This window comes from Psychrobacter sp. CX18, assembly GCF_057396215.1.
On record NZ_JBXYJH010000015.1, the window covers coordinates 65883 to 86088 of the forward strand.

The 20206-nt window shown below is 41.1% G+C and carries 15 protein-coding genes; 11 read left to right on the plus strand and 4 right to left on the minus strand.

From position 1 onward, the window contains the following. Positions 1 to 20 precede the first annotated feature (20 nt). The 5 genes from ccoO (at position 21) to AC2SLT_RS11890 (ending at position 4454) form a co-directional block, all read left to right on the plus strand. Entirely contained in the window at positions 21 to 659 is a 639-nt protein-coding gene (ccoO, locus tag AC2SLT_RS11870) for a cytochrome-c oxidase, cbb3-type subunit II (RefSeq protein ID WP_486547865.1), read from the plus strand. Then, positions 659 to 841: a cbb3-type cytochrome oxidase subunit 3 gene (locus tag AC2SLT_RS11875; RefSeq protein ID WP_486547866.1), complete on the plus strand. Its 183-nt coding sequence runs from the start codon at positions 659 to 661 to the stop codon at positions 839 to 841. Before ccoO ends, AC2SLT_RS11875 begins: the two co-directional genes overlap by 1 nt. Further along, positions 838 to 1956 (plus strand): cytochrome-c oxidase, cbb3-type subunit III, encoded by a 1119-nt coding sequence (gene ccoP, locus AC2SLT_RS11880; protein WP_486547867.1) that lies wholly within the window; start codon positions 838 to 840, stop codon positions 1954 to 1956. The genes AC2SLT_RS11875 and ccoP overlap by 4 nt, the downstream gene beginning before the upstream one ends. 390 nt (positions 1957 to 2346) lie before the next feature. Next, complete coding sequence (gene ccoG, locus AC2SLT_RS11885) at positions 2347 to 3750, plus strand: cytochrome c oxidase accessory protein CcoG (RefSeq protein ID WP_486547868.1); 1404 nt, start codon at positions 2347 to 2349, stop codon at positions 3748 to 3750. Positions 3751 to 3866: 116 nt separating this feature from the next. Beyond that, positions 3867 to 4454, plus strand: a complete 588-nt coding sequence (locus tag AC2SLT_RS11890) for a FixH family protein (protein ID WP_486547869.1) — start codon at positions 3867 to 3869, stop codon at positions 4452 to 4454. Between the two features lie 82 nt (positions 4455 to 4536). On the opposite strand, the gene ttcA is transcribed toward AC2SLT_RS11890, so the two are convergent. Beyond that, entirely contained in the window at positions 4537 to 5607 is a 1071-nt protein-coding gene (gene ttcA / locus AC2SLT_RS11895) for a tRNA 2-thiocytidine(32) synthetase TtcA (protein WP_486547870.1), read from the minus strand. A gap of 673 nt (positions 5608 to 6280) precedes the next feature. On the opposite strand from ttcA, the gene AC2SLT_RS11900 reads away from it, so the two are divergent. Continuing rightward, the gene (locus AC2SLT_RS11900; protein WP_486547871.1) at positions 6281 to 10705 is read left to right on the plus strand and encodes a two-partner secretion domain-containing protein; all 4425 of its coding nucleotides are present in this window, start codon (positions 6281 to 6283) and stop codon (positions 10703 to 10705) included. A gap of 209 nt (positions 10706 to 10914) precedes the next feature. Further along, the gene (creD, locus tag AC2SLT_RS11905) at positions 10915 to 12543 is read left to right on the plus strand and encodes a cell envelope integrity protein CreD (protein WP_486547872.1); all 1629 of its coding nucleotides are present in this window, start codon (positions 10915 to 10917) and stop codon (positions 12541 to 12543) included. Between the two features lie 499 nt (positions 12544 to 13042). On the opposite strand, the gene AC2SLT_RS11910 is transcribed toward creD, so the two are convergent. The 3 genes from AC2SLT_RS11910 to AC2SLT_RS11920 form a co-directional block, all read right to left on the minus strand. Then, positions 13043 to 13699, minus strand: a complete 657-nt coding sequence (locus tag AC2SLT_RS11910) for a DUF938 domain-containing protein (RefSeq protein ID WP_486547873.1) — start codon at positions 13697 to 13699, stop codon at positions 13043 to 13045. A gap of 33 nt (positions 13700 to 13732) precedes the next feature. Next, on the minus strand, positions 13733 to 14197 hold the full coding sequence (locus AC2SLT_RS11915; protein ID WP_486547874.1) for a flavodoxin family protein: 465 nt from the start codon (positions 14195 to 14197) through the stop codon (positions 13733 to 13735). A gap of 82 nt (positions 14198 to 14279) precedes the next feature. Then, positions 14280 to 14750 carry a hypothetical protein gene (locus tag AC2SLT_RS11920; RefSeq protein WP_486547875.1) on the minus strand — a complete coding sequence of 157 codons (471 nt, stop codon included), beginning with the start codon at positions 14748 to 14750 and terminating at the stop codon, positions 14280 to 14282. Between the two features lie 490 nt (positions 14751 to 15240). Between AC2SLT_RS11920 and AC2SLT_RS11925 the strand changes: the two genes are divergently transcribed. The 4 genes from AC2SLT_RS11925 (at position 15241) to AC2SLT_RS11940 (ending at position 20127) form a co-directional block, all read left to right on the plus strand. Further along, positions 15241 to 16140 (plus strand): P-loop NTPase fold protein, encoded by a 900-nt coding sequence (locus tag AC2SLT_RS11925; RefSeq protein ID WP_486547876.1) that lies wholly within the window; start codon positions 15241 to 15243, stop codon positions 16138 to 16140. A 22-nt stretch (positions 16141 to 16162) separates the two neighbouring features. Beyond that, positions 16163 to 16972, plus strand: a complete 810-nt coding sequence (locus AC2SLT_RS11930) for an HAD-IIB family hydrolase (protein ID WP_486547877.1) — start codon at positions 16163 to 16165, stop codon at positions 16970 to 16972. A 168-nt stretch (positions 16973 to 17140) separates the two neighbouring features. Next, the gene (locus AC2SLT_RS11935; protein WP_486542801.1) at positions 17141 to 18364 is read left to right on the plus strand and encodes a glycosyltransferase family protein; all 1224 of its coding nucleotides are present in this window, start codon (positions 17141 to 17143) and stop codon (positions 18362 to 18364) included. Positions 18365 to 18369: 5 nt separating this feature from the next. After that, on the plus strand, positions 18370 to 20127 hold the full coding sequence (locus AC2SLT_RS11940; RefSeq protein WP_486547878.1) for a sugar phosphorylase: 1758 nt from the start codon (positions 18370 to 18372) through the stop codon (positions 20125 to 20127). Positions 20128 to 20206: the final 79 nt, after the last annotated feature.

Below are 20206 nucleotides of genomic sequence, written 5' to 3' on the forward strand. Positions count from 1 at the left end.
CAATCGCTTAAGGAGATATCATGGCAGGTACAGCTCATGAAATAATTGAAAAAAACACAGGCTTGCTGGTCATCTTTATTGTGATTGCAATTAGTTTTGCAACATTAGTAGAGATTGTTCCATTGATTTTTGATACCAAGCCTGGAGATGAAGGTGGTGTTAACCAACCTCTTCCGACTATGGAACCATGGACAGCGCTAGAGTTTGAAGGACGTGATATATATATCCGTGAAGGTTGTCATGTGTGCCATACTCAAATGATTCGTCCACTGCGTGCAGAAGTTGAACGCTATGGACCCTATTCTCGCGCCGCTGAATCGGTATGGGATCACCCCTTCTTATGGGGCTCAAAACGAACTGGTCCAGATTTAGCACGCGTGGGCGGTCGTTATTCTGATGATTGGCAGAGAAAGCATTTAATAGCACCTCGCTCATTAGTACCAGAATCTGTTATGCCAGGCTTCCCTTGGTTAGCTGAGCAGGAAGTTGACGGTATAAAAGTGCAAGAAAAAATGCGCTTATTCCGTGATCGCTTCGGTGTTCCTTATACTGATGAGGACATTGAAAAAGCTCCAGACCAAGTTTTAGGCGCGACAGAGCTTGATGCGGTCGTTGCGTATCTACAGCAGCTTGGTACAGCGATGGAGGGGCAACGCTAATGAGTATTAGTGACTTACAAGTGATTGCTACCGTCGCAGCCCTAGTGGCCTTCATTGGTATTGCATGGTGGGCGTATTCTCCCAAAAACAAGAAGCGCTTTGAAGAAGATGCACAGCTTGCGTTAGATGATGAGTTGCAAAGCTCATCATCTGTAAATTCACGCAGTAAGGATATAAGATGAGTATATTTTGGAGTTCCTGGATCACCATCTTGAGTTTGGCCTGTTGGCTTGGCATTCTTGGCGTGCTCCTATTCGTACTTCGTAAAAAACCAGATCTCGCCGAAGACGGTACAACGGGTCATACTTATGATGACGTTATTCAAGAGTACGATAAACCATTACCAAAGTGGTGGTTAGTTATCTTCTTTGGCAGTATCGTTTGGGCGATCGGTTACTGGATACTATTCCCAGCATTGTTCCCCCATAGCTTTAAAGGTTTGGCTACGGTTGAAGTGGATGGTAAGACTGTACCCTGGTCTTCTAAAAACGAGCTTTATAGTGACCTTGAAAGTAACAATAAGATCTTTATTGAAAACTTTCAAAATAACTTATTAAAGAGTCCTGAAGCGAATAAACAGTTAGCGACCTTAGCTTCACTCCAAGCACAAGAACCTGCAAAATCTAAACGCTCCAGTGATCTGAATAAACAAATTGACAGCCAAATTCAGGCACTTGCTCCTTATGTTAAAGATTTGTCACAGAATCAAGAAGCGGTAATGGCCGGAGAGCGTTTATTCTTGCAGAACTGTGCAGTATGCCATGGTGCCACCGCTCAGGGCGCTGAAGGTTATCCTAATTTGACCGATAACGATTGGTTACATGGTGGCAAGCCTGAAAATATTTTGGTCACGTTACATAATGGTTGGCATACCAATCTTAACCCTGAAGATCCACTGCCTATGCCTGCCCAACGTAATGACATTGGAGAGCAAGGGGTTCGCGCTGCTGCTGAATATGTATTATCAATTTCTAAACATCCTTCAAATCCAGAAATTGATACCGAATTAGCCGCTCAAGGTAAAGCCATCTTTAATGAAAAATGCTTTATCTGTCATGGTGAAGACGCAAAAGGTCAAATCGCTACGGGTGCGCCTAATTTAACAGATGGTATTTGGTTATATGATGGCGACCGCGAAACTGTGCAAGAGACTATTCGTCATGGACGTGGTGGTGTGATGCCAGAGTGGGAAACTAAGCTGGGTAATGAGCGTATTATGCTGTTAGCCTCTTATGTATATTCCTTATCACACAATAATGTTGTATCAAGTACTGCTAATGACGTGACTGCTCAATAATTAGTTCTTAACTTAGAACTATGCTTTTACAACTCACTCATTTAAAACTTATTTAGTTCATAAAAAGGGGCTGTCCAACCAGCCCCTTTCTTATATCATAGTGAAGCTGAATGAGTTAATTGAACTTATACCTCATTGTTTTTCCTAGTATTAACCCCATATATTATCTACCACATCCACTAGGGGCTATAATAATATATTTAATGAAGATCAGACTTACTCTCGAATATATTTTACAACCCCTCCTAGGTCATTCAACTAACTACAAAGTTATATCCTCTTTCACTTCCTAACTGGAATCAATGTTAAAATAGGATGATAAGTAACGGTTAATAGCACCTTACTGACTCTACTGCCAGCATAATGGTTCTAATTTTTAGAGGTACATTTATGTCAGCCCCCTCCCCCAATCAAATTCCTGTACATGAGGTAGATGCTACTAAGAAGCGCATTCACCCTCGATTTACAGATGGTTTTTATCAACGCATCCGTCTGTTTAGTATGTATATTCTCTTAGCTTTATTTTTGATTTTACCTTGGCTGAAATATGATGGTCGACAAGCAATTTGGTTCGATGTACCCAGCCAGCATTATTATATCTTTGGCTTAACCTTATTCCCTCAAGACTTTTTCTTTGTGGCCTCCTTTTTTATTATTGCCGCATTTACTTTGTTTATGGTTACAGTTTATGCCGGTCGTGTGTGGTGCGGGTACGCCTGTCCTCAAACTATCTGGACACACTTATTCCAGCATGTTGAAAAATGGGTTATTGGCGATAGAAACAAACGTATCAAGTTTGATAAAGAGCCAAATTCAGCCGGTAAGTTTGCTAAGAGACTACTGATTTGGTTTATTTGGCTATTAATGGCTATCATCACAGCCACTACGTTTGTCAGTTATGTGGCGGGTACAGAGCTCATGTACAACAGTTGGCAAAGCCTCTCAGGAATACCTATCCCTGATTGGCCGACTTGGGTATGGGTATCTATGTTTATTTTTACCTTTGCCACTTATGCTAATGCCGCTTATATGCGTGAATTCATGTGCATTCACATCTGTCCTTATGGTAGATTCCAAAGTGTGATGTTTGATAAAGATACCCTGATTGTCTCATATGATTACAATCGTGGTGAACCCCGTGGTCCACGTAAGAAAGGCACGCATCCTGAAGATTTAGGTGACTGTGTCCAATGTACGATGTGCGTACAAGTATGTCCAACTGGTATTGATATACGAGATGGTTTGCAAGTTGAATGTATTCAATGTGCGGCTTGTTTGGATGCTTGTAACGAGGTTATGGATAAAGTCGGCTACCCTCGTGGCCTTATTCGATACACTACTGAGCGTCAATTGGTTGAAAAAGAGAAAAGTCACTATTTGCGGCCTAGACTGTTTGCCTATTTGCTACTTTTAACTGTATTAGTGAGTATAGTGGGTTATGCGTTATTTGACCGTGTGCCTTTACAAATTGATGTTCGAGGAGATCGTAACCAGCTGTCATCAACTAATGCTGAAGGTCAAATCGTCAATAGTTACATTATTAAAGTAACCAATAAGACTCAGCAGCGTCATGAGTATGTGTTGTCTATTTCTGGTCCAAAAGGACTGACTTTGCAAACTCGTTTCGAAAGCTTACCACTGCCTGCGGGTCAAAGCTATGACTTACCTGTCAGTGTGGTTGCTGATCCTAGTTTGGCTGATCAAGGTGAAATATCAATTGACTTTAACGTTGATAGTAAAGATGGCAAATATCATGCGACTAAGACAAATATCTTTAATACCCAGGGTCGTTAATACCTAGATCGTTAGTAATAAAAACCAACGTCTGAAATTGCCAGCTTAGGTGCACGAATTCATGTAAACTGGCTTTTTTTAGTCAGTTACTACTTCATTAAGATTAGGGTTATCGTATGAATAAGACCACGTCACGGACTAATTTTGGGCATCAAGATACCCAACCTTGGTACAAAAATTATATGGTCATAATCTTTGTCATCGGTCTGCCATTATTTGTGGTCATCGCTTGTTTATGGTTTGTTTTCTATTCGGTACAAATCAAAGATACGGTTGTTCGCGATGACTGGTATATGGATGGCAAAACGCTCTACCAAGACGTGTCACGCGATAAGCTGGCGCATGATTTAGGTTTAACAGGTGACATGACCTTCTCACAAAACGGTGACATTGTTTTCACCCTTAATTATCCAGAGGCAAGCTTGCAATCTGGTAAGCTTAATGACGGGACGCCAATATACTATCCTGATGAGTTAACCCTGTCTATTTCCCATGCGACTGATATTAACAAAGATCGGGATGCCACGCTGAAACACTCTAAAGACAATCAATATACTGCCAATATTAAGCTTGATGCGTTAGAGTCTAAATACTATGTACAAGTGAGTAACGAAGGTAAGCTAAACTGGCGATTGCGAGAAGTCGGACTATTACCTAAAGATCATATCAGGTTTGAACCCCTTCATTCATTTGACGAAAAGTAGTTTTTGTAAGACCCTACCCTTAGCTGAGGTGGAACAATAAAAAAGAGAGCCCTTAGGGCTCTCTTTTTTTAAAACTATCAAATTAGTCAATGACTGGATTAATAACAGGTATTTTACTACTTTTGTTAGAGCCTTCAAAAGGCTGCATTTCTGGTTGAGTCGGTAATCCCATATCAGACAACTCTGATGCTCCTCCTACCTGGATATTAACTCCCTCAAAAGCACGTTCGCTGTCATCACGGTCTAGGCTCAAGCTTTCGAAATCGAACAAACTTCTATCTGCCAATTGAGATGGAGCAACATTTTGCATTGCCTTAAAGATTGAGGCAAGTCGCTGTGGGTGGGCATCATCCCATTCTCGTAACATATCATTAATCATCGCGCGCTGCAGATTTACCTGCGACCCACAAAGATTACAAGGAATAATGGGGAACTCTTTATAACGTGCATATTTTATGATGTCCTTTTCTTCAACATATGCCAGTGGACGAATTAAGACATTTTGTTTATCATCGCTGAGCAGCTTAGGTGGCATAGCTTTAAGAGAGCCTCCATGAAATAAGTTTAGGAAAAACGTTGCTAATATATCATCTCGATGATGTCCTAGCGCAATCTTGGTCGCTCCGATTTGTTTGGCAAATCCATACAATGAGCCACGGCGCAGTCGGGAACACGCTGAACAGTACGTCTTCCCCTCAGGTACCACACTTTTCACCACGCTGTAAGTGTCTTTTTCTAAGATATAATGGGGGATGCCCTGCTCTTTAAGATAGTTTGGTAAGATATCTTCAGGATATCCAGGCTGTTTTTGGTCTAAATTCACCGCAACGACATCAAACGTTATCGGCGCAATTCGTTTCAAAAACAATAATATATCCAATAAAGTATAGCTGTCCTTGCCACCCGACACACAGACCATAACCACATCACCGTCCTCAATCATATTAAAGTCACGAATCGCATGGGATACCTGCTTACGTAACTTTTTTTGCAGCTTTTTAAAGCGGGCAGATTTAGTGCCTTTATGATCTACTGATTGTTCACTATTTGGCTTGTATATGATAGACAGATTGTCTCCAGTATTATTATCAATGGCATCTATGCTGATATCTACTGGTTTAAAAACTTGCGGTTTGGATAAATCGGTTTGCATAATCATTCGCTATTTTATGGCTTAAAATATTGATGAATTATAACAAATTGCAAGTTTTTTAGCTTGTATAGTCGGCGAACTTATAAAGAGTCACGGCGTTAACCTAGTTAAGCCTACTCCCGTATTACTTGCACTCGGTTGCCTTGTGACTACTTTAAAGTTCTTTGACTATATTGTCGTAAGACCTATATTGTCGTAAGACCTATAAAAGATTGGTGTACCTCCACATAACGATACTCTCTTCAGTGTTTAACCTTATTAAGGTTTTAAATCTTATTAATGACCCACGTTACTATAAAATTTATTACAAGTTAATTCGTACTAAAACTTTTATCATTATTTTATGGAAGAGCGGCTATCCCCTTTTTAATTACACTTTTCATCACACTTTTAAAAAACCTATCTTTTTACGGTTTACTAAACCAATTATTTGTGGCGTTTACACTTTTTATTCCTCGATAGGTTGATTTTTAGATTTTGTATAATTTGTGCACTCAATGACCAAAGAAGAAGCGTTACCTAAAGCTCACCTATTTTGCAAATATGTCACAAAGGTTTCATATGTAAATAAAGCGTTTCGTTTATAATATTCTTTGCAATAACAATATGTTATAAGCAAACCTATTCTTTAGATATCACATTCTTTAGAACATTAATTCTTTAGGGGCGAAGAATGAAATCAATGAAATTATCTGTTGTAGGGCGCATATCTGCTTTTATGGCAATCGCATCACTGTCAGGTACAGCAATGGCGGATATCCGAGCACTGGGCAATGTCAATGTGCAGAAACAGGCTAAAGGCGTAGAAGTGGTGGACATCAACGCACCAAATGCACAAGGGTTATCGCATAACCAATATAATCAATTTAACGTTTCTAGATCTGGTGCCGTTCTTAATAATGCCACTCAAAGCGGACAATCTGTTTTAGCGGGCAACTTAGGTGCCAACTCAAATTTAAAAGATCAAGCCGCGACTGTCATTTTAAACGAAGTGGTTAGCCGTAAGCCCTCTTTGCTACTGGGTAAACAAGAAGTCTTTGGGATGGCAGCAGACTATGTACTCGCCAACCCCAACGGCATCAGCTGTGAAGGCTGTGGTTTTATCAACGCTCCAAGAGTGAGCCTAGCGGTCGCTAAGCCTGAAATTACCAATGGTAAACTGACAGGCTATAACACCAAAAACGATCGCGGATTACGTATTTACGGTGGTGTTCAGTTTGACGATACCAAAGTGATTGATTTAATCGCCCCACAAATTTATGCCGATGCAACGATAAAAAATGCAGATAATGTCAATGTCGTGATGGGACGCAACAAAGTCGGTATTAATCCAGACGGTAGCTTAAGCGCAACTTCTATCGCTGCAAAAAGCGACCGTGTACTAGACGGTAATCTTTTAGGTAGTATGCAAGCTGGGCGTATCACGCTGCATAGTACCGACGATCGTGCCACTATGGATGTGAAAGGTGTCGAGTTTAATACTAAAGATTTCAATGCCCGTGCCGGTAATCTTAATATGCACGGTAACATTAAGAACTTCGAACAACAATACAGTCAAAAAGACTCTCCGCTGATTACCTCGACTACCTTGCAAATCGGACAGCACTATCTACCGACCCGTATCAACGCGGACAATGTAGACATTCAAACCACAAACGACCTATCGCTTAACGGTACTCAAATCGTGGGTAATAAAGTCAACCTTGAAGGCGATAATATCGCTTTAAATGGTGAGAAAACGATAAACACGATTTACCGCTCTACCAATACTCAAAAAGGCGGACTTAAAGAAGAGACGTTATTTCATACCGATAAAGTAACCGCACTATATGGTTCTAGTATTCGCAGTAATAATATCAATATAGACGCTAAAACCGGCAGTATCTCCGGCAATTCTTCCCAAATAGTGGCGCCTGTCGTACGTCTAAATGCGGGGGATGAGATTGCATTATCGGGTGGTAATGCCAACGAATTCCACGATATTACCTTTGAAAATAGACTAGGTACTATTGCATTAAAACGCGTTGTTGATTCTGAATCAGCGAGTAGAGATTACTATATTCCAACCGCTATTTTGGCGAACAAAGCGGCGATGACCAGCGGCGGTGATCAAGAATATGCAGGGGCGCAAATTGTCGCAAAAGATATGGGGTTCAAAACACCAGGCACCGTATCTTTTAGTGCCGAAACCAGCAAGGCCACCCATAATATCGACCATAAAGTAACTTACTGGGGCGGATTATTTGGCTCACAAACCGACAATAATGACACCACTATCATTACTCAAAACGGTGCCGATGTGCAAGCCAGCAACTTGTTATACATTGATGCAGGCGAAGGGCTAAACCTGACTGGCAGCCGCGTACTAGCTATTAAAAATGCTTATTTAAATTCTCCGCATGGTGATTTTAATATCAAAGGCGCAACCGAAACTACTACCAATGTAGACCTTCATCGTACTGGTACAATTTTTGATATTCCTATCGATGTCCTCACTACGACTACTACTGATAAGACAAATCATGAATCAGTCTTAGAATCCTATACCAATTTAGCCTTAGTCACTGACCAAAACATCAATATTGTCGGTAGCCAAGTGAAAGCAGCAGGACTACTTGATTTAGAAGCCGGTAAAGAGCTTAATATTGTGGGTGTTAAGGATGTTCATGATGTGACTACTGTTCATGACACTCTTGGTATCGTTGCGGATATAACCACAAAGCCATCGCTCTATGCTGCTAATACAAAAGTGGCAGATGCTAAACTGACTGACGCTAAAGCTTCTGAACCTACTCCAAAATTATCTCAGGTTGCACAGCCTATAACTACAGCATTATATGCAACTCAACCTGATGCAAGTACATTAAAAGAAGCTACTCCTAATGGATCTACCCTAAAAGTTGATGCTTCAAAACCAGAAGAATCAAAAGCGATTTCTTTAAAAGATGCTTCAGTTGACTGGCGTTTAGGATTAGGTATTACCCATGATGTAAATACTGATAATACTCAAACCGTATCAGGCTCTCTTGTTTCTGGCGGAACAACTACCCTAAAAGGCGGTGATGTTAATATTGCTGGCAGTAAAGTAACCTCTGTAAATGATCTTAATATTAGCGGTAATAACGTCACTACCTCTGCTCAAGATGCCAGTCATACTGTTGCTAGTGACTATACCGATGTATTTTTAGGTCTTAAAGGTAGTGTTAATACGTCTGGTGTGACCGTTGGATTAGGACTAGATGTTAATAATCAGAAGAAATCTGATCAAACAACTACCCCAGTGGCGAGTCAATTAAGCGGCCAAAACGTTACTATCAAAGCAGACAGTGACATTCATCATTCAGGCACAAATATTACTGCCCAAGATACCGTCAATGAGCAGGCGACCAATATTACCCATGACCAAGCCCATGCGACTCAGACCAAATCTGATACAAATGTTGATGTCAATATTGGTCTTTCAGCTTCTGCAGATTATAAAGGAGGGTTAAGTGCTGGCCTTAATATTGGTGCAAGTGGTTCTGGTAACAATAACGTACAAACTCAAGGTTCAGGCACAACCATTACCGCAGGCACTATCAACGAACAAGCTACAAACGCCCTTAACGATGAAGGCACCCATTACAAGGCAACAGGCGATGTGAACTTGTCTGGTAAAGATGTAACACTTGCTTCAGGCTATGACAGCACAAAAGACACCAGTAACACTGGTGGAGCTAGCATTAATCTCGGACTTGGCGGTCTTGAAGGCGCTAGCCCTACAGGTTCAGTTGGCGTATCAGCCAATTTCCAGCATGAGCAAGCCGGTACCACCACTGCCAAACCTGCCACAATTGAAGGCGCAAACGTTAACATCCATGGTGATAATACGGTTGTTTCTCAAAGCGATATCACTACGTCTGGTAGCTTAAATGTAGATGCCGGTAAAGAGGTTAGCCTTGTTCAATCTGAAAATACCAGCAACGCCACTGGCGGTGGCTTTGATGTTAGCGTCAATGTTGGTGGACTTGCACTTGATAAGCCAACCCCTGAACCTTCCGTTGGTGTGTCAGTTGGGGCTAATGGTCATAACGGATCATCAGTTGAGGGCGTCAATAATACCGTTACCGCAGGGAATGTTAACCTGTCAACAAGCGGTACTAACGGTACGGTCAACGTACAAGGCACTAACCTTACCACTGACAAGCTTAACATTGATACCAATACTGCTAATATCGCTGGTACAACCAGTACCGCGCATAGTGGTTCAGGTTCTGTAGGCATAAAGGTTGATGTGGGCTCAGGGGGCAGCAGTTTAGATCTTGGCGGTAATATCAGCGCAGGCACTAGCCAAAGCCAAAGTACTGGTACCAGCGATGTCAACGCAGGCGAACTAACTATCAATGCCGATAAAGGCGTCAATGTGAGCCATGCCAACGTTACAGCTGACAATGCTACTATTAATACTGATGGCGACTTTAATGTTTCAGCAGGATCAAACCATGGTCAACACACCTCAGTAGATCTTGGTGGCAATATTGAAACCAAAAAAGAAAATGACGCTCTTGTGCCAAAAGCTGGCAATATCCATGTCGGCGTTGACACTGGAGACAGTCAGTCTTATACCCCTGCCAGCGTGAACATAAGTCAAAATGCCAATGTTAACGTTGGTGGTGATGTCAATGTATCAGGCAGCAGTGTCAATGCGGGTACCCTGCAAGGCAATGTTAGTGGCAACGTTAATAATGAGGTATTACAAAGCCATAGTAATGAAACTAAGGTCGATATCGCATTAGGAACAGAAGGCTCTCCGGTTAAATATACGCCTGAAAATGCAGCGTCTCAGCTTGCCTCTGATCTTAAAAATGGCACGATTGCTGGAGTGAAGCCTATTGCCAATATTGACATCGATCATAGCGATGCCACGACTACCGAAACGACACCTGTCGGCATTAAAGCAGGCGTTAATGGGGATTATGATCAACTCACGATCGGTGGTAGCAGCAACACAAACGGAGCGTTTGCGCCCAATAGTCAACACTCTGGGAGCTTTCACTTTAACCCAGACTTTAATACAAACCCAATGGACTATTTGAAAGGTTATATTGGCCGTAATTAATCCCTTTTAAACAGTAACCCTAAGGGTGGCATTTACAGTAAGAGAAAACTGCCCTTTTATTCAAACTAAAACGCGATAAGTTACCTTATCGCGTTTTTTTATTCCACTATCTTTTCATGTTTGTTGCATCACCCTTCCTTATCGCATCCCTAAGATATCCTTAACGTGTTTTTATGCCTACCCCAAACAATCAATATAAAGGATGTCTTATGCAAAAAACCCTCATTATCAAATTATCGATCATCGCCGTACTGTGCATGATATTTGGGATTGGTCTAAATATGATCAATGCTTTAATCTCTGAACGGCAACACTATTCAGAAGCCGTTATCAAAGAAATCGCTGAACAACATGTCAACCCACAACAAGTCATCACCCCGTTTATCACCGTCCCAGCGCTCATCACACCAATCTGCTCCGCTAAACCGACGGATCTCAATGTCAAATGTACCAAACCCTACACCGTGATAGACACTTTTTTCGCGTCTCAAACCACGGCTACTCAAGATCTTGATGTCAGCACCGATACCTACCAGCGTGGCATCTATCATGCCACCAGTTTCAATGGAGACTTATTATTTGATCAAACGTTTAAAATCGAACCCTCAGCTGACATTCAACAAGCCGAACTGACAGCCGCTCCATCCAATGTCAACCCTCCTAATGCCAGCGCGTCTAGTACTAATGCCTCTACCGCCAATGCTTCAATAGCTGATCAGACCTATCGTAAAACGTTACAATGGGACAAAGCCCGCATCATAATACCGGTATCAGATCTACGTGGTGTCAATACACTTCCCACCATTACCATCAATAAACAGCACATCAAAGCCACGTACCCTGAGTCAAACACTCTCGGTAACTCATCGCAACTGAGCTATGTAGAGGCGCCCCTTCCTAGCTCTATAGCAAATCAATTAGCATCAGCCTCAAACCAGTCAACAAAACAGGCTTCTCAATCAAACACCACTGACATAGATAACACCAAAGCCACCTCCACTGTCTCTTTTAACGCCTTAGTTACTCTGCCCTTATCTGGCATCAGCACCTTAAACACCGTACCAACGGGACAAAACTTCGAGCTTGCCATGACTAGCAACTGGCATGCGCCCAATTTTATTGGCAAAGCACTCCCCAATGCCAAAACATTTTCCAAAGAAGGCTTTGAGGCAAACTGGCAAAACCAATACCTAACCATTGCAAATAACCAGTATCTGAACGACTGTCTCAGCCAATCAAGCAGCTCTTGTGCCTTCAATGACACGACATCTTTAAGCACAGACGCCTCACAATACGATGAGTATTATGATGACAGGTCGTCTTTAGAAATGGGCGAAGATGAGGGCTTAGGTTTTAATAGCTCTGGTTTAAGCAGCTTTGGCGTTAGTTTTGCCGAACCGAACGACGTTTACCTACAAACAGAACGCACCATGAAGTATGCGCTACTATTGATACTCGTATCTTTCGGAACCTTCTTCTTGTTTGAAATCATCAAAGCAAGTCGTATCCATCCCATCCAATACTTGCTCGTTGGCAGCGCCTTATTGGTCTTCTACGTATTATTATTACCACTTGCCGAACAAATCGCATTTTGGTTAGCATATGCCATTGCCGCCTGTGCCTGCGTCGGTTTAATCGGCTGGTATTCATACTATTTGCTTGGTAGCGCCAAACGCGCCGTACTGTTTACCGCTATACTGGGCGGACTCTACGCCTCATTTTACGGCATATTGACCATGGAAGATTTAAACCTGTTACTGGGCGCCGTCTTCTGCTTTGCCCTACTCGCCAGTGTCATGATAATGACTCGAAAAATCGACTGGTACAAAGTCGCTTAAGGCACATTATCATAATACTAAAAGTAGCGATAAGCAGCCAATCTCGCTTTCGTTACTATCTTGGTTAACACAGGGGCGGTCGCTAAAACAAGTGACGTTCCTGTTATCTCGATACCGCCTCTTGTTAAGCGCCCGCACCCCTGTGTGTCACCAAGTATATCCACTACAATCGAGGCTAAAACGCTTTCACTTTTCACACTTCGCTATCATTCCCAGTTGTGTCAATTATTCAATCTTTAGAAAGGTTATAGTCAAAGAAGTCTAAAATGGTTACAAGGCAACCGAGTGCAAGTACTACTGCAGTAGGCTTAACGAGGTTAACACTGTAACCGTTTAGTAGTTCGCTGACTATAGCTCCCTTCCTTTTCCAAAGGAAGGGTTGGGGATGGATTTTATAACTCAAATAAAAACAATGGCTTACAAAAGTTCTTATCCCGAATTCAGGTTTCTATAGACTCATAGCCTAGGATAAACTTCACTGGAACAGCTTGAGCAACAATTAGCGTTCTTTTTTAAAAACCAATATTTGATTGTTTGCAGGCATCTGATACTGCGAATGTAAGGTTAGATGATGGGTTGACGCTAGGCTAATAACATCCTCTTTATTACGAATACCACTTTTTGAATCGCGCTGACGCAAATGCCTATCAAACTGTCGGTTACTGTCACTCGTAAAATGTCCATTTTCATTAAATGGCCCATAAATAATTAGCTTACCGTTTGCTGGTAGCGCATCCCCCACCAACTCAAACAGCCTCTCAACCAATTCCCAAGCAATGATATGTAATGTATTGGCGGTAAACACAGCATCATACCGTTTACCAGACAGTGCTAGTGGTATTGAGTCTGTGGTTAAATCAAACGCTAAAGGCGCATGCAAGTTCGGTGCAGGATGACGATCGTGCCAGCCTTTAATCACAGAATGGTTCTGACGGACATCGCTAGTCTGCCAGTCCAGATATGGCAGTCTTGGCGCGAAGTAAACACTATGTTGACCAGTACCTGACCCAACCTCCAACACATGATAATAGTCTTGCAGCTCGTTTTGCAGCACCTTTAAAATGGGGTCTTTATTATTCTCACACGCCTGAGAACAAGGCAGTCTAGACATATGCAAATTATTAACATCTGTGTTTCCTAAACTCGCTTGACTCATTACACCATTTCTCCGACCAATTAAAATTTTGAATTAATAGATACCTGCTTCCAATCCAGCAGCCAACGTCATAGCAAGCTCTTCTACTTGATCCGTAAATGCTTCCTGCCAATCGCCTTTTAATATTAGCGCATCTTGCACCCACTCCCAACGAAGACCTGTAGTAATTGTCTTTAAAGCTCGTTTTGTACCCGTGCCATCTTGTCCAGCTCGGATATATATCGCCAATGGTAGCCCTTGCTTTTTATCTAACACAGGATAATAACAACGATCAAAGAAGTCTTTGGTCAGTCCTGCCATATAAGCTAAATTTTCAGTCGTCCCTATCAAAATGGCATCAGCCGCCAGCACATCTTGAGGTTGCGTGTCTTGAGGAGATTTAAGAATGACACTGATGTCTATGTCAGGATGATTAGCACCTTTAAAAGCGGCTTGTGCTAACTTTTGGGTGTTCGGTGACGGGGCGTGGGCGATGATGAGTAGGGTTTTTGTTAGCATATGTATTCTTATAATTTTTACATAAGGGAAGTAAAGAGTCTAACTATGTTTGATAGGATATATATTATCCAATTATTCCACTCTATTTAATTTTATTAAACACAGTATTCAAATAGACGTAGGTCATTCCATAAATACTTATAATTTTTGATTTACGTCGATCAGTAGACAAATGAATATATGTTGGTATCAAATTTTGATTTTTCTCAAATTGAATTCGATGACAAGAATGTGCCCAACCGAAACTAAAATCACGAGCGTGTAAAATAAAATTTAAAGCATTCCTTAAATAAACCACACTTTCACCTTCTGGCTTTATTGAGAATTCAACTGGGTATTGGTCTATAGACTCAGCTAAATCACTATTCTTTAGGTCAGACATTTCAATTGCAGCGCGAGCATGGAATCCAAAAGTTAATATCTCTTTAGTAAGAATCAACGAGTATTCTTCCTTCCATGAATCTGGTACTACGGAAGTTGCAGCATTAAAAAGTCTTAAAGCAGCTTCCTTAGATTCGTCTAAATGAATTTTAAGTATTCCATTTCTGGACATCTAACCATCCTTTAATTAATTCAAAATAGTTATTCTTTATAATCTATTACTTTAAAGGAATATATTTAACATTTCTACTACTTCAGACTATTTAAATTTGATATGACTAGAGGTAAGAGTCCTAATAATAAAGGTTTAGCCCCGATTGTAGCGAATATACTTGGTGAAGTAAGGCGTTGTGGGCGCTCGGCCAGTGGCGTTATCGTGGCGCAGGAACGGAACTGGCTATAGCGCACACCGCCGCACAAGCCAAGATAGGAGTAAAAAGCGGGATTAGCTACTATCTTGACTGAGTTTGATTTTGTTAGAATCGGCTTGAATTTATGTATAATTTAAAAATTTTCAATAGACTAATACGAAAACAACGTAAGCACTATTACTGTCAAATTGCATTTAAAATATCATGCTAGCAAGTTTTATAATTATTTAGACTAGGTTGCAAAATCTGGCACAGATATTGTAGCTATATAGACTCAATGGGAATAATGCTATGGACGATACTATGAATATGCAGCACTTTTTATCGACCCACCAACTCCCAGATAGCTATAAAACTATAGCACAACAATGGTTCGAACCCTTATGTGAACGAGTATTAGAGCATCAACGAAATTCATCTAAACCGTTCATCATTGGCATTACAGGGTGTCAAGGCTCTGGTAAAACTACCCTAAGCAGCTTTATCGACACCTATTTAACATCAGTGCATGGTAAAACCGTCGTCTCGCTATCGATAGATGACTTCTATCTGGATCAAACTGCTAGATTGGCTTTGGCGAACAGGATACATCCCTTATTCAAGACGCGTGGTGTACCCGGTACGCATGATATGGAGTTAGCCCTCAAAACCATTCGCCAATTACAAAATGGAACTTGTTCAAAGCTCCCCCGCTTTGACAAAGCGACCGATAACCCCTACCCTATAGATCAATGGCAAACCATTGATTATTCACCTGACTTTATTATTTTAGAAGGCTGGTGTGTTGGCTTGAAGCCTCAGTCAGAAGAAGCATTACAGCTCCCTATCAATGCTTTGGAAAAATCGCATGACTCTCGAAGGATTTGGCGGTCATATATTAATACAAGGCTAGCTGGTGAGTACCAAACCCTATTTGATAGGATTGACTACCAAGTAATGTTAAAAGCGCCGTCATTCGATTGCGTTTTTAATTGGCGCTTGGAGCAAGAGCAGAAGTTAGCCAAAGCAGCGGCGGCTTCTCGTAACGACAGTAAACAAAACGCCATTATGACGAAGAGTCAGATAGTTATATTTATTCAGCATTATCAAAGACTGACAGAACACGCTTTAGAAACCCTTCCTAATGTATCCGACACGGTATTTTTTCTCGACGAAACACGAACCATAACTCATCAAAAAGTGGCTAAATAACTTAAAAAACTGATTTAAAAACATGACTAAAACACTTATTTTCACTGACATGGACGCAACACTGCTCGATCATAATACTTATTCTTTTACAGCCGCAAAACCAACTCTGGCAAAACTTGCTAACCAAGATATTCCTGTCATACCAACCACCAGTAAAACCTATGCTGAGATGCAACTCCTTCGTGAGAAAATCGGTCTTGGCGGCCCCTTTATTATTGAAAATGGTGCTGGTGTATTTATACCGCCTAGCTTTTTAAAGCATAAGCCCATCGACACGGTTACAGTAAATGGCTTTTGGTGTAAAACCTTTAGTGCAAAAAAAGACCACTGGATTGACCTACTTGCACAAATAGGCGATGACTATGCGGGACAATACCAACAGTTTTCCAAAATGAGTGTTTCAGACATTCAAGATTGCACAGGGTTAGATGAACAATCTGCCTCACTGGCTGCTAGACGTCAGTTTGGTGAGCCTGTTTTATGGTTAGGGAGCGAGGAAGATAAAGCGAGGTTTATTGTGTCCTTAAAAGAAAAAGGCGCAACTCCCTTAGAGGGTGGCCGCTTCATCCATGTATCTGGCAACTGCGATAAGGGACAAGCGCTACAGTGGCTTGCCAATGAATATCAAAATCAATATAAAACCGATGTTAAAACGATCGCCCTTGGTGATGGTAAAAATGATATTGCGATGTTAGAGGCCGCTGATGTGTCAATAAGAATTTTATCGCCTGCTAATCCACCTCCTATCTTGCAAAAAGAAGCGGTCTATACCAGTACACTTATGGGTCCTGAAGGCTGGAGCGAGATGTTAACGAAACTGTTAGAACTCTAAATACTAGCGTTCCCTACTGACTTAACATTATTGGCTTTAATACTAATCGCTTTATCATTAATTGCTTTGAAACATAATAATGAAACTATAATAGCCACTTTAAAACTAAGCACTTAATATTAATCACTTTAATAACAATAACTTAACAATAATTAATTAGGAAGACTAATGGCCGACTTTTTCCAAAATGGTGTGGTAACAACCTTGCATAACTTAACGCGCCGTCCTAGCGATGAGATTGAAGCTGAGCTGGTACAATTTTCTAAAAAACGTCCTATGGGGCTTATACTGCCCTCTTTATTTTCAGAGCTTGAAGGCGAAGCACTGCCTCATATCGTGAGTGAGCTTGAAACTGTACCTTATTTATCTGAAATCGTTATAGGTTTAGATAGAGCTACTGAAGATCAATATCGCCACGCTTTGACGTTTTTTAGCAAACTGCCACAACATCACCGAGTGTTATGGAATGATGGTCCGCGATTAAAAGCACTTGATCAAGAGCTTGAGGCGAAAGGTCTCGCACCCAAAGAATTGGGTAAAGGTCGTAACGTCTGGTATTGCATGGGTTATATCTTAGCATCAGAACGTTCGGAGTCTATTGCCCTGCATGATTGTGATATTACTACCTATGAAAAAGATTTGCTCGCCAAGCTGATTTACCCCGTCGCTAATCCTATGTTTAACTATGAGTTCTCCAAAGGCTACTACGCCCGTGTCGCTAATGGCAAAATAAATGGCCGAGTGTCTCGTCTATTGGTTACGCCTCTGATTCGTGCTTTAAAGCGAATTTTGGGAGACAATGACTACTTAGAATTTATGGACAGTTTCCGTTATCCTTTGGCGGGGGAATTTTCGTTTAGACGGGATGTGTTAAACGATATTCGCATTCCTAGTGACTGGGGTTTGGAGATTGGTGTTCTATCTGAAATGCATCGTAACTACTCCCGTAACCGCCTATGTCAGGTAGATATTTGTGACAATTACGACCATAAGCACCAGGATTTATCGCTACATAATGACCAAGGAGGCTTATCTAAAATGTCGATCGATATCACCAAAGCACTATTTAGGAAATTGGCGACACAAGGTCACATATTTAGCACCGAAACCTTCCGATCTATCAAAGCCACTTACTACCGGATTGCCTTAGATTTTATTGAGACTTATCATAATGATGCGGTTATGAATGGTCTGACTTTGGATATTCACGTAGAAGAAAAGGCTGTCGAAATGTTCGCTAGCAATATTATGAAAGCCGGTGAAAGCTTCCTTGATAACCCTATGGAAACCCCGTTTATTCCTAGTTGGAACCGAGTGACTAGTGCCATACCTGATATTCAACAGCGTTTACTGGCGGCCGTCGAAGCCGATACAAAAGAGTTTATGGAGTAATCAATATGGTATGGCAAACGCTCCATGAAAAAGTCATTCACCATTTAGAAAATATCTATACAGATGTTAATAGTGACGATAATAGCGACATAAATTACCGCTCCTTAGCCACTGACTTGCTTGCAACCATCGGCATCGAGTCAGAAGCTGATATCGTCTCTCCGCAATCTCATCACAACTACTGGGATCAAAGCGATATTGTTATGATTACCTATGGCAATAGTGTGGTTAAGAAAGGTGAAAAGCCTTTAGTTACCTTGCATAAGCTTTTAGATAGTTACTTTCAAGACACTATTACCACTGTTCACATCCTACCCTTTTACCCCTATAGCTCTGACGACGGATTTTCGGTTATTGACTACGCAGCTGTTAACCCTGAATTAGGCACTTGGGATGATATCGTTTGCTTGGGCAAGGATTATGGACTAATGGTCGACTTGGTCATTAACCACTGCTCAGTGCAGAGCCATTGGTTTCAGAACTTTATCGCGGGTAAAGGTGATGGCTCTGACTTTTTCTTTACAGCAAACCCCACCAATGATTTATCCAATGTCACGCGTCCCAGAGTGTCGCCTTTGCTACGGAATACCCAAACAGCAAAGGGAACTAAGTATGTGTGGTGTACATTCAGCCACGATCAAGTAGACTTTGATTTTAGAAACCCAAAAGTTCTGCTTAAGTTTATTGAGATCATTCGATTTTATATTGATAAAGAAGCTAAATTATTCCGAATCGATGCCGTCGCATTTTTATGGAAAGTGATAGGAACAAAATGTATTAACTTACCACAAACCCATGAAGTGGTTCGTTTAATTCGGACTTTAATTGAACATATCGATCCGTCTATTATTATCATTACTGAAACCAACATACCGAACCATGAGAACCTGACCTATTTTGGTAATGCCAACGAAGCGCATGGCATCTATAATTTCTCATTACCGCCCTTATTACTATATACATTAGCCTCAGGAGACTGCACCTATTTAAATAGTTGGTTGCTCAGCATGCCACCCACTCAAAATGGTACGTTTTATTTTAATTTTATCGCCTCTCATGATGGTATCGGGCTGCGCCCTGCTGAAGGATTACTAGAGGAGGAAGAGATTGATAAGCTTGTCAATAAGATGAAAGAGTTTGGCGGGGAGGTTTCATGCCGCACTTTAGAAAATGGGAATCAGAAACCTTATGAGATAAACATTACTCTGTTTGATGCGCTACTAGGTACTTTTAAGGGCCCTGATAACTATCAGATCGAGCGGTTTATATGTGCTCAAACCATTATGCTAGGTATGGAGGGCATACCTGGCATATATATTCATAGTTTACTAGCCACTTCTAATGATTACGATAAAGTAGCGCTTACGGGACACAATCGCTCTATTAATCGTCACTGCTGGGATTATGGTGAGTTAGAATCTTTACTCGAGAACCCAGAATCTAACAATTACATCGTAATAAACACGCTAACTAGGCTTTTGAAAATAAGGAAAGCTCAGCCCGCATTTCATCCTAATGCGTCGCAATATACCTTACAATTAGGACAACAAGTATTTGGATATTGGCGTCAATGCTTGCAAGGTAAGCAAAGCATCTTCTGTATTAGTAATATTAGTGATCAAGACCAAACCCTACTGGTATCAGATATAAATTTGCTTGATACGGAAGTTTGGGTAGATCTTATCAAAAATAAGAAAATCGAGTTATCGAATGACTTTTTAACTCTACAACCTTATCAAACTGTATGGATAAGTCATTTATAACCTAATTTGAAACCTATTAACTCACTCAGCATACTTTAAAGGAATTACGCATCAAGCATTCTGGTTTGTAGGTTGCCAC